7 protein-coding genes and 1 pseudogene are annotated in these 12612 nt (G+C 47.7%); all 8 read right to left on the bottom strand.

What is annotated here, in order from left to right; translation table 11 throughout:
- A partial coding sequence (locus J7400_RS21010; RefSeq protein WP_209066131.1) for a calcium-binding protein occupies positions 1–3443 on the bottom strand: 3443 nt, incomplete at its 3' end.
- Positions 3444–3486: 43 nt separating this feature from the next.
- Positions 3487–3990, bottom strand: a complete 504-nt coding sequence (locus J7400_RS21005; protein ID WP_209066129.1) for a hypothetical protein — start codon at positions 3988–3990, stop codon at positions 3487–3489.
- A 235-nt stretch (positions 3991–4225) separates the two neighbouring features.
- Positions 4226–4957 (bottom strand): annotated as a pseudogene (locus tag J7400_RS21000) (IS3 family transposase); the annotation flags it as partial.
- 199 nt (positions 4958–5156) lie between these two features.
- Positions 5157–6074, bottom strand: a complete 918-nt coding sequence (locus J7400_RS20995; RefSeq protein ID WP_209066128.1) for an endonuclease/exonuclease/phosphatase family protein — start codon at positions 6072–6074, stop codon at positions 5157–5159.
- 82 nt (positions 6075–6156) lie between these two features.
- Positions 6157–8343, bottom strand: coding sequence for an endonuclease (locus J7400_RS20990; protein WP_209066127.1), 2187 nt, complete (start codon positions 8341–8343; stop codon positions 6157–6159).
- Between the two features lie 530 nt (positions 8344–8873).
- Positions 8874–10133, bottom strand: coding sequence for a hypothetical protein (locus J7400_RS20985; RefSeq protein WP_209066126.1), 1260 nt, complete (start codon positions 10131–10133; stop codon positions 8874–8876).
- Between the two features lie 501 nt (positions 10134–10634).
- The gene (locus tag J7400_RS20980) at positions 10635–11906 is read right to left on the bottom strand and encodes a relaxase/mobilization nuclease domain-containing protein (protein WP_209066125.1); all 1272 of its coding nucleotides are present in this window, start codon (positions 11904–11906) and stop codon (positions 10635–10637) included.
- On the bottom strand, positions 11903–12277 hold the full coding sequence (gene mobC / locus J7400_RS20975) for a plasmid mobilization relaxosome protein MobC (RefSeq protein ID WP_247738968.1): 375 nt from the start codon (positions 12275–12277) through the stop codon (positions 11903–11905). The genes J7400_RS20980 and mobC overlap by 4 nt, the downstream gene beginning before the upstream one ends.
- Positions 12278–12612: the final 335 nt, after the last annotated feature.

Below are 12612 nucleotides of genomic sequence, written 5' to 3'. Positions count from 1 at the left end.
CCATCAGCAAATTCGATCTCCTCCATGTCCTCTTGAATATTGGCGAAGTGATCAATCACAGTCAGCGTATCGCCATTGCTCATGGTGATGACTAAGTCGTGGTCATCATTTTGCAAGAAGGTGACATCTGCTGCATCCTGATCCGTCAGCACAATGCGGTCGTTGTCTGAGAAGTAGCTGAAGTCAGTGATCACATCGTTGCCGTCACCCAAGGTGTAACGGTAGGTGTCGGCCCCATCGCCGCCATTCAGCGTATCGTTTCCGGTTCCGCCTGAGAACACATCGTCGCCGATGCCCCCCAGAACGAGATCGTCTCCTTCCCCATTTTGATCAGCGATGGATTTTGCAGTGATGCCTGCGAGATCAAGCACGGTGCCATCAGCAAATTCGATCTCCTCCATGTCCTCTTGAATATTGGCGAAGTGATCAATCACAGTCAGCGTATCGCCATTGCTCATGGTGATGACTAAGTCGTGGTCATCATTTTGCAAGAAGGTGACATCTGCTGCATCCTGATCCGTCAGCACAATGCGGTCGTTGTCTGAGAAGTAGCTGAAGTCAGTGATCACATCGTTGCCGTCACCCAAGGTGTAACGGTAGGTGTCGGCCCCATCACCGCCATTCAGCGTGTCGTTTCCGGTTCCGCCTGAAATAGTCTCGGATAGATAGCCCCCTCTGACATAATCATTTCCGTCACCATTCGTATCGATGAAGGTTTTTTGCGAGATCGTGTATACGTCCAATACAGTCCCATCAGAAAACTCTATAAATTCAATGTCTTGTACCCGATTTAAAAAGTGGCCGACAACAGTGATGCGTTGGCCGTTCTCAAATGAAATTACCAAATTTCCACCGTCTGCATTCGCAAACGAAGCATCTCCTACCGACACATTCTGTAAGAACAGCGTATCAGCCCATCTCTCGACATAGGTGTGATCAGATATTACATCATTACCGTCACCTAGGTGATACAGGATAGTCTCTGAGCCCGCACCTCCCATGATTGTGTCGTCGCCTTGGCCGCCATGGATTAGTGTGGATCCATTGGAACCGTGTAGTTGATCATTTCCGTCTCCAGACAATATGACATCGTTGCCTTGGCCCTGGAGAGTATCGCCGTCGGTAGATCCACGCTTAATGTCTCCTTTTATTCCGAGAACATCTTTCACTGTAGTTTCCGAGATATCGGGGAATTGCAGTAGTACTTCAGCGGCAATTTCCGGCAAATCATTCACGAATTTCGCCAAAATCTTTAGCGCATCGCCATCAGTACTCGAGCTTCCGTCTCTGTGGATCTCTATGAGATCTCGTACGAACTTTGCTGCGTCGCCTACGATTTTGTCGTTTTGATACGGATTGACTTCCAACGCTGCAAATGGAGCCAAATTACCAAGATCAGCATTTTCCCCTTCGGCTGCAACAATGTTTCTTGCGGATTGTACCAAAAAGCGAGATGACATATGATCTCGGGCATTCTCAAAAGACTTCGCTAAATCATCCAACTGGTCATCTTCTGTGTCATATAGCATGACATTGCGTTCAGATAGTACATTGCCGGTCCCGAAGCCGCGGGAATAATCTTGTCCCATTAGTTTTTGTAAAAAGGCTAACTCAGCGGCGCTTAGTGGAGGGGAGTGCTCTTCAACTGCAATAGCAATGGAGCCCCCAGAAATGTTGGGTGAGCCATCGATCGCAAGGTCGGAACTTGTAATTCGTATGAAATCAATAGGCCTTTGTGGCCCTTGATCGCCATCACTTTCACCATTTACCGTAGGTGCAACTAAACTTGTGTCGATGTGCGTAAGTCGACCGCTTGAATTGTTAGAGCTTACTCCTGACAATAAAACAGGGCCCTGTTCTATCGTCGGGGCATAAAGGCCATTGTCAATAAGCCATTCTAATGCTGATGTTCGAAATTCATCACCGCTATTTGAGAAAATGGTATTTGGATTAAAAAAGATGTAGCCTTTTATTTCCGGTCTTGCTGGGCTATCGCCGTTTGCCCAGCCTAAATTGTAACTGTCATAGTCGTCGAGGTCAAAGACAAGCGCGGCCGTCAAATCGCCTGTATCTTTCATCCATTCAGCATCTTCAACATCTGCCCATTCGATGAGAAAGTCACCAAATTTTTGGTCAAGGTTTGCCAGCCCTTGATGCCTTACGTTTGCGATCAGGTCCTTTGCACTTTGCTTAAGTTCACCGTTCAAAGACATGGAAATGGCTAAGTCAGGAATCTCACCAAATCCACGTAACATAGGCATAGAAAATACTTCAGCGTCATACTTGAAGTCTTCACTTAACTTAAAAGAGGTTTCAGCTTGGGACAAATCGAACAGAACTTCTCCAACCTCTGTTTCGTGGCCTTGTTCAAAGCGGACTTTTGCTTTCGCTACGATGTCGTTTCCATTTACGACCTCTCGTACTTCTTCGCTGTTTAATGAGATTTCTGAAATGCCAGCATCGCTCAAAGTCGAAAGCTCACCCGTGCCGCTGACTCCGTCGCCATCTAAATCACGCCATATTTTCAGGTCGGAATAGCCCGTATCCGACTGGTTAATCACCCCGTCGCCATTTGTATCAAACTCTGCGAGTTCAGAAAAACCCGTCGCGTTTTGCGATCCCATTAGTTCCGAAATATTATCGATGGTGCCATTGTCATTTCTGTCAGAAACCAACAAACCATCATCTGGGCTAACCCACCCAGTTCGCTCGGCAAATTGATCGCCATCCAGATCAAAAAATACGCTTGATCCAGCAAGCGATGTCAACTCGATGCCGTCACCATCTAAATCGATCACTAATGGATCTCGAGGTGGTGGGTTGAACAACGAATCTAGATCGTCGAGCCAACTATTGACTTTCTCGGATGCATCCCCCCAAGCGTCCTGCGCCCATTCTGTGGCTTCTTCGAGGAATTCGTCTATGTTGTCGATAATATCGCTTATGTATTCCGAAAATTTGTTTAGTGCTTTACCAATTGCTTCTTTTGACGAGGCGATTTTTTCGGCAATTCCGTCAGAAACTCCGGCTAAGTAATCCACAGAAGCGTCAAGGAAGTCGGAGGAGATGTCCACCAGCCCTTCCCAAGCGGCATGGAGTTTTGGATAGACGTGCTTGATAAATTGGCTTGCAGCAAATTCAGTAGCGAGCGCGGCGGCGGTGCTGGCGACTATTCCAACAGCAACCGGAGTGCCAGCAGCAAGCAAGGCGCTTGTTATGATACCAGCGGCTATGCCAAGCGCTAGAGCGGTTGCGTCACCCTTCGTCATTCCAGAAGATGCCCAATCTTCCGCGTCTAATGCCGAAGTAAGGGCTGTCACAGATGAAGAGGTGTATGCCCCTATCTGAAAACCTAGCGCTTCGTTTGGTGACATCTTGACCAAACTTGGAAGGTTTCTCGTTGCATAGCCCACTAGAGCGCTCAAGTAATATCCTGCGGGCATAGAGATGCCTCCTAAGTCGAATTTCTATTTAGAGTTTTGTGATTTATCTTGGGATCCAAAACGAAAGCTCTTTGCCGGCCCAATAGAGGGCCCCAAGGTAAATCTTCCACTCAGACCGAGATACGAGCATTACACACTTCGAACGTGTTCCAAGCTGATCGAATTGTTTTATGAGCACGATGTCATTGTCTTGAACGGCAATATTGACGGGCTGAAAGCAAATCTCGTTAGGTGAGATTACTATCCTTTTGACGTTTTTAATGCCGATCCAAATCGATGCGCTAGTCAACCACAGCACGATAATAGCTACAACCACCATCACTGGCACCGGCTCACCAATAAACGCAACAAACATGGCGGTTAGGGAGATTGAGGTGCTTAGGAAAAGAAACCAGCACAATTTTAACCATCTGCTCTTAGTTGGAAGGTCGTAAGTGCCCGCGATTTGAGAAAGAACTTTTGTTTTGTCCATCTTTGGAATGCCTTGATCTTTCAACATCGCACAAATAGCTGCTCCCAACTGCGCATCTCTAACCAGAAAAGCCACATCTCGGCGCTGCACTTAGTTCGAACCTCTGCATTTGGGTTCGTGTTCGGTTGGAACGTAACGAGAGCAAGGGTGTTGTGCAATCTTAAATTTAATGTTCAGTAAAAAATACACGTTTAGGATAATTTTGCGCCTCGCGTGTCTTTGTGATATACAAGTCCTCGATAGTAAACTGAAGTTGACCTGCTCCCCATAGAGACCGCGTTTTTCAGTTAGCTCTGTTCAGGTTTTGGTCCTATTCTGACCGGTTAGCATATTCTAATGGCGTCAGATCAGCGAGGCTGTAGTGAGGCCGGTTGTGATTGTAGTCGTTGCGCCATGCCGCAATCGTATGGCAGGCGTGGTGCAGAGACGGGAACAAGTGTTCGTTCAGGCATTCCTCGCGCATCCTTCCATTGAAACTTTCCACCAAGCCGTTCTGCATGGGTTTGCCGGGAGCAATGTAATGCCAGCCGACCTTTCGCTCCTCCTGCCATTTCAGCGTCGCGTTCGAAGTCAGTTACGTGCCATTGTCCGAGACCACCATACAGGGGTAGCCGCGTAGCTCGGCGATCTTGTCCAGTTCGCAGGCGGCACGCGCACCGCCGATAGATGTGTCGACCACGGCGGCTAGGCATTCCCGGCTGAAGTCATTGATGACGTTCAGAACGCGGAACCGACGACCATCCTCCAGCGCGTCCGACATGAAGTCGAGCGACCACCGCTGGTTTGGGCCTTATGGGATCGCCATGGGTGTTCTGGTGCCGACTGCGCGCTTGCGACCGCCGCGTTTACGAGCCGTTCACCCTTCTTCGCGGTAAATCCGGTACAGCTTCTTCCAATTTACCTCCCAGCCCTCGCGCTTCAGCAGGATGTGCAGGCGGCGATAACCATACCGACGCGGCTCGGACGCCAGCTCTTTCATCTTGGTACGCAGTTCCTTGTCTGCAGGACGCTTCGACCTTCGCCGATACACACGCGGATCGATGCTAACGATCGATCTAAAAGAGAATTCCCAAGTAGCAACGGATATGCACTGGATCGCAGTGCTTTTCACAAAAGAGAGCTTTCTGCTATTCCCGAAACGACCAAAAGCAATCCAAAATGGTTTATTTCCTATTTGCAAACGTTATGATTTTAGGCTCGCGATGAATCTTCATCATCAAGCAGTAGAGATCCGAACGCAACTAGCGCGATTGAACCCGTTGCTGGAGCAAATTTAGCTGTTCTTGGATACGTGAGATCTCCTTAAGTAAGTCAGCATTGGAAGAATCTAATCCTGAAACCTCTGTCGGGCTTAGCGTCGCAATCAATGGATAGTGATCTGCGCCACCTTTCTTTTCGTCGGGGCAATAATCAACATCATCTGCGAAGAACAAAGTGACCTCTGCATCCCAAAGCCGCGCGGAGCCTCCAAGAAAAATGAAATCCAGAACGCTGTTGTATTGATGGCTGCATTGGGTCGTCAATTGTGGTTCGTGCTGAGCCCAAAGGACTGGAGAGGGTGTGCTCGTGAATATGTGAAAGGCTCGATTGCCATTGAGTTGGCCGAGCTTCCAGTCTTCAACTTCTAAATCAAAGTTAAAATCGCCCAGGGCGATTGTTGGCTCATCCGTTTGTTTGATCCAATCGCGGAGCCTCTTGGCCTGCTCTCGACGCAAGCTAGAATTGCCGCGATTAAAGTGGTTTACGATCACATTGAAAGCGACGCCGGTTTCGATGTCGACAAGTTTCATTCTAAGCGGAGGGCGACTCCCACCGACATCAGTGATTTCTTCAGGCCCCTCTACGGCTTTGAAGCGCATTCGATCGTAAACAATTGCAAGGCGGTCGGACTTGCCTGAAAGACCGAGCTCAAACCACATTTCTCGATCGGGCGCATCCATAGCTTCGCGAAGTTTGAAGATCGCATCAAAGCCATCTACTTCCTGAAGTCCCCAAATATCTGCGCTGCCTATCTCCTTAATATCACGCGCTACAAGGTTGACATTGGTGTCGCTGTCACTCTCGACATTGTAACTTACAATGCGAATGTCTTGTGCTACGGCTATGGTTGCCACGCAGAGCGCCGCCAGCATACCGCCAAAAATTTTTTTTACCGACATATCTAATTTCTCAAATCAAAGTCTCTTCAACTTAAACGCGGGTCGAGCGAGTAATTTTTCCAATCAGGGTGGCCTACGCCATTCACCCGAACCCTTCCTCAAAAGCGATTTTCAGCAGTAGATCGGGGTGGTCAATGAGTGGATTTCTGTTGCCTTGGACCTTCGCAATCTCAGCGTTGCGATGAAGTTCGTAGAGTGTTGGTGGTTCGGATGTTGCCCAATCCAGCAGGATGCCCACGCTCGATTTTGTGAGCTCTTTTTTACTTCCAGATTTTACATCCCCGATCACGCCTGGGTATCTCAATAAGAAATAGAGAGTTGCCCGAGAGACGGCTCCTTTTCCGGCGGAGGGCTCAAATCGCCGCTTGTCGCGCAATCCGCACATGGGGCGAAAGGCTTCCAAGTCCGGATCCTCTAATGCTTCGGCCAGCGAAACTTCTTTTCCTTGAAGGTCCGCCCCTTCTTTTTCGGAGAATTCGGAATATGGTACATTTGATCGGAAGCTGTTGCAGCCGCTCTCACAGGCGAACAGATGATGCATATCAGTCTTTTGTTTGCGTTGCTCTGCCTCGCCCTTAAACCAGGATTGCGGCACTACGTGCTCACAGTTGAACACATTGGTTGCCTCAAGTTCGGCGTCCTCAAGATCGATTCTTTCCGGCGTAAGCTCTAAAAGCGTAATTTCACTATTTCTTGCAACCTGGGTCAATGCAATTTCCAATGCCGCCCGTTCAGCCACGAACAGTTCCTCTGCCATGATATCGTTCGAATAGATGGACCGCAGGGTTTCATCCTCGTGTCTGTCAATCCAAGGATACAGATGATTATGGCGTGCATCGGAATAGCTGAGCGACGTGTGGTGCGTGTCTTTGAGAAGGCTGTTCAGCGCCCAAAACAATTCTTTCTTAGACAACTTCTCTGATAGCTCTTCATAGTATTGGTCGACGTTTTTCTTGTCTGAAGCCGAGTCGTAGTACGTACCGCGAGGATCAAAAACGCTCTCGATTTGCTCTGCCTGAAGGGGTAACTGATACGCTGGGATAGGGGCGGGTGGCGAGTCAGGAATTGGGCTTTGGTTTATGAAATTGGCTTTTTGCTTGGGGTCCCCGACTGGCCCGAAGCTAAGTTGGAAATTCCAGCGAGCAACCCCGTCTTGACCAATGGATATACCCTGCTGAGGCGGAGAAGTTTCGGAACTTAGTGCGGGAGAATTTGAGTTTGCTAAGAATTGGGTCTCAAAACTTGGAGCCGGATCAAAGGCGGCAGCAAACAGTGAGTCTTCTTCAGCACTAAGTGAGCGTGAACGCATTTCTGCAACAATACTGCTGATACGCACACCTTCATTGGCGATCCAGTTAATAGTATTAGGGTTATCGACCCCTCTCTGATAGACCGATCCATTTTTTTTTAGCCAGCGCCCTGACTCGTCTTTGTCCGGTACACCTGCATGGTGCAATGCCGCTACTTGCCATTGGTCATTGGCACAGAACGATCCGGATGACCCCCCCAAAGTGTCTGTCGTGTAGAGTAGAAAATCATCAATAGGCCTAAGAATCTTATTGGCTCGGATTGCAATCTGTTGCCTTTGTCCGCCCGGATGCTGAATAATGTTTATTGGTTCTCCAGCTACCGCTTTGCCACTGTCTGAGATAAGGTGCATCCATCCCCGGCTGCTGATTTCTTCTCCATTTGAACTGACTTGTTCCATTGCGACAATGGTAAAATCCAGCGCCCGGCTCGTCTCAAAAAAGACCTGTGGATCAAAGCCAAACAGAACAGGTGTCATGGGCCTTCCGTCAACTCCGAGGGCATAGTCAAACTCGATATAACTTAAGGCGGCGACTTCAGCATTTCTTAGAACGTGATTGTTGGTCATCAACAGGCGTGGCGAAATCATAAAGCCTGATCCATATCCGCGAACTCGATGGGAGGCATCGCGGATGACGATCCGCCCCAACGTTCGAGACGCTGTTGCACCACGCGAAAAAAACGCTGCACCCATCAGCTCATTGTGCCCAATAATGCGCTCGAGCGCAGAAACTGACGGCACTTCCCCGTTGGAAGCATCTTTGACAAACTCGGCGGCAAGATCGGCGCGCCCCATCTGGATGAAGCGGTTCACATAGCGTGACATATCATCCATTGCATTCAATTGCTTCGCGTCTTCTGAATTTATGACCGCCTCGAATGCAGATACTGGATCGGTCAATTGGGAGAAGTAACGTTTGGTTGCGGCTTCAACAACGAATGTATCAAAAAAATTATTCACAATTGCACCTCAAAAACACTGCCCTAGGGGCTAATTTTAAGACGCTGAAGCTCGCTTCAAATCTAAGCGCAGCAGAAAACAACTAAACGGTGATATACAGCTAAGTATCTAGTAGAAAAGCGGCTTGCGTCAGAATCAATACACCTTTGGAATACTGTAGCACTGGAAGCACTATCGACAAAATTGAAAGTAAATAGTCTTCAAGGGTCGCATGAAGCCTGGAGCAAAAGCGGGATGAACACCAATCATGCACTAATATTCAAACTGAACCACTAAGGGGGGCTAATCAAATGAGCTTCTCGTCAGCGCTCCACTTCCTGTCCTTACGCTACTGCTACATCTCTATCGCTCCAGTGCCGACCCTTCTAAGCGAGCACTAACCGAAATTAGAGAACCCCTAAGAGGGCAATTGCATCGACCGCTTACATTTTGGTCGAAAAACCGGTGCTATACCCCAAGCGACAGTCGATAACTAGCTCTTAAGGCTAGCCCTCGGAGTCACAAGTGTAAAACAACGGGCAAGAATTGATTTATACTTCAATGAGATGTTTGATATCCTGAGCGCTTCTGTCTTTGAAAAATTCTTTTGCAACGTCGATATGTTGTTTTAAATCTTCTTTCGAGAGGTTTCGAACCGCGCGTGAATTAAACTGAGTGTTAAATCCTACTAGTGCATGCCTTTTGTTTGAGACGGAATCGCAAAAAACGCCCGTTAAAATAGGACCTAGAGATACATGCCTGGAAAAGCGATAGTGGCAAATACCATGAGCATTGTTATCCCGAACGTGGTAGTTAAAATATACATTGTTCTTATAAAAAGATGGCTCCTTAGTATGAAAGCCAGGCAGCTTATTTCCTTCTGAATCATATATTTCAGGATGTAATTGAACTTTTGGGCCTACAAACTTAAGCTCAAAAAACGATACGCTTTGAATCTGCTCAAAGTTACCTTCTTCACCCATTTCAAAAGCAACGGTCATCCACTTACCCTGCTTGTTTACGAGGCTCGATATCACGTTGTCGAGTTTGCCTATTTCGTCTGTGCTGTGATCAAGCGCAAAACCGTTATAGTGCTCATCAGATGAATCCAGCTCGGTGTTCCAGCTTTGAGCTTTTAGCGCCTCAAAGTAATCACTAAACATCTGGATTAAATTTGGGTCCGTAGATTTAAAAATTCTTGTTTTCTCGCGTTCCAAATTTGGAATCCAGCCAAAGTAAACTACATCGGCAGAGCCATCTGCCATGTCTCTCTGAATAATGAAGTTTAGAGGCGTAACCCCATCTTTGAGTACAAATATCCTGTGTCTTCCCAGATGGTAGTTCCGCACTTTGATCTTTCTAAAACGCCCAGAGTAGTACTCCCTAATGCTGATCAAATCTTCCCATAATTCTGTATCTGCTCGTCTGAGCCAGCCCTTATAAGTTGAAATGATGCGTGTATCTTCTTGCTCAGAGCCTGCTCTTAAACCGACGAAAGTGTTTTGAACCTTTCTCGCGTTTCTTAGATCGCGGAATATTTGTTTATCCGCGACTTTGGCAAAACCAAGATAGCTTTCCTCCAGGTTTTGAAACAGCAGTACATCGATTTTCGTTCGAAGTTCTTTTTGCTCTCTAAAAGTACGAAAAACAGTTGGGGAAGCTGCGCAAATCATGCCAGCGATTGCAAAGACAGCCCACAGATCAGATTGAGCTAGCGGATGTTCGGCATCAAAGGCACCAACGATGTGTGGAATAGCTGAAAGCAAGGTTCCAAGTGTGAAAGAAATATATGTTGCATAATTATCACGCATTATGTTATCTTCTTGTTTTCAGAAAGGAATTTTATGTTAACACAGGGAGGTGTACATTGTTCACCAAAAGAAAATAAGGGGCCAAGTTTTGAATTTCAGTTTTATGGATCAGGCATCACTATTTTTGTAATAGTTGCGCTGCAATTAACACTCGGGATCAAAAACGTTATGGATCGTGAAACTGCTCAGGTCGAAAAACCTGGCAACATTCAAGAATGTGAATGTCATCCTCCATTCAAGAACAAGCCTAGCTACAAAATTCAACAAATGGGAAAGAGGATTTTAAATCTTACGACTCCTAATTGAGTGCAGATCAGGGGTTTTCCTTTTGATATTGGCAAGAAAACTTCTCATAGAAAATGAACTGAACGCCCCACTCTCCAAACCTTCAGCTATAGCTTTCTGAATTTTATCGATTGCTTCTACTCGATTTACTTTCATTCGAACATTGTGCCTGAATCTGACAAAATTTGTCAAACTCAGGTTCTAGAGTTCCACTATCTACAACGACAAATCAACGCCTCTGCGACGCGTGCGCCTTTGTGATTTATCGGTGTCGGATCGCAACCGTCGGAGGCTGGAAACAACGTCACGCATCATCAAATGCCTTTCTTTTCGTTGTTTCTCTTTCAGCTCTTTTTGACGTTCTTTGAGTTTACGGCGTTCTCTCATCTGCTCCATAACTAAGCGATCACGTTGGTCTCTATCCCGCTTGGCGCAGCGTATGGCTTCACGTAGGTTTTTGTCTTTGGTTTTCCTCCCTGTTCCAGTCAGACGATCAAATAATCCTCGCAGGCCTTTGTTCAGCCTATCCGATCTGTGCTTTGCTTCCGATTGCCAGCGCTTCTCCTGACCCACCTGCATTTTGTAACGTTCAACACGATGCGCTTTGGTCATGGCTTTAACCTCTGCATGAAGCGAAGAGAACTCTTCCCTCTGTCGCGCTTTGAATTGGTTGAGATAGCCACGCATCTGATCACTAACACGGGTATCGAGATAGGCTCTTGTTTCATCAACGGATTTCAAATTCTCAGGTGAGCCGAGTTTGTTGCGCACGTCTTTGGCCTTTACAGAGGTCCACTTTGCAATCGAGAACAGGTTCCCTTCCGTGTCCATTGCAACGAACCCGCGTCGATCTCCACGAGCCAGAAAGTACCCTTTTTCCTCCAGAGCGTTTTTGAAACCGGCCTGGCTATCTGAGCGCTCCCAAGCTTCTCGAAACATCTGTTTGAATTCGCGTGGATCAAGACCGACACGTTTGGCGTGCTGCCATTCGTCCAATGTGAAGTTCAGCGGGCTCTTGTCGCCGTAAGTTTGCAGTCCTTTGGGTAGCTGCCACCCATGATCTAAAAACAATTCCTTGGACAGATTTCGCAGCTTGTTTTTGAAATGCGGCATATTGATAGCTTTCATCTGGTCGCCGTCAATCCGAGACCACACAGCATGTGCATGTCTTCTGCCTTCTTTCTCATGCAAAACCACAGCACGAGGTTGATCGCTCAAGCCGAGTGTTTCCCCTGCGCGTTCGATCGCTTTCAGAAGCTCTTCTTCGCTGACTTCGTAACCCTCGGGCGGATTTAAGCTGAGAGAAAACAGATACTGTTTGCAACGCGTTGCCTTGGACGCGGCATAGGCCTCCGATAGAGCTTCGTGTAGGTCCTCGGACATGAAGCCTTGGGTTTCCAATAATGTCACATGATCGTTGTCGCGATCATTCAGCAAATGATTTGCCAGTTCGATTGCGCCTGAACGTTGGGAACCAACCAAGATCATCTGTCAACCCCCAACGCTTGTGTCAAAGTGGCTCGAACGAAAGCGACAACTTCAACAGCCTCCCGCAAATCTTGTTCCAGCGCTTCGTCAATCACCAACGTTCCCTGATTAAGGTGCTTAGCAATTTGGTTTAGGTTGTTCGGCACACGAGAGGCTCCAAGACGAGTCAGAATTTGACCAAGCAGCTTATCGTTCTGGTCTGGGGTGCGCCGACGTTTTCTATAAGATGGAGCGCTTCCCTCTAGCACCACAGATTTAATGTAGCTGGACAGCGGCATGTATCCTGACTGCTCCTTCAAGAGCTTTCGTTCAGCTTCGGTCAGACGAATGGATAAAGGTGCAGGTCTCTTGTTACGAACTTGGCTTGCCATGTTGTCCTCTAAGGGAGAGACGGCGACTTCAATCCCATGAGAGCATCATAATCGATCTCCAATTTAGGTCGCGAAACCACCGCTATATCCCAAGCGACATGCAACAAGGAGCGCTTACGGCGAGCCCCCGCAACCAGCGCAGCTTGCGCAGGTGTTAAAGGCAACTTTTCATCAAAAAGTTCATCCGACAAATTGTGGCCAAAGCGAGCTCCCGCAACCAAAAATATATCAGCAAGATCAAATATTTACGCGCCGCCTTCGGGCGGTTCTTGGCGTTTCCGCGCAAGCCGAGGAAGCTCTGTGGAAGCATCAGGGGCGAAGTCGAGGGTGTGGCC

This window comes from Shimia sp. R9_2 (genome assembly GCF_017743735.1).
In the GTDB taxonomy this organism is placed as follows: domain Bacteria; phylum Pseudomonadota; class Alphaproteobacteria; order Rhodobacterales; family Rhodobacteraceae; genus Shimia.
This window is presented reverse-complemented; position numbering and strand designations above follow the sequence as displayed.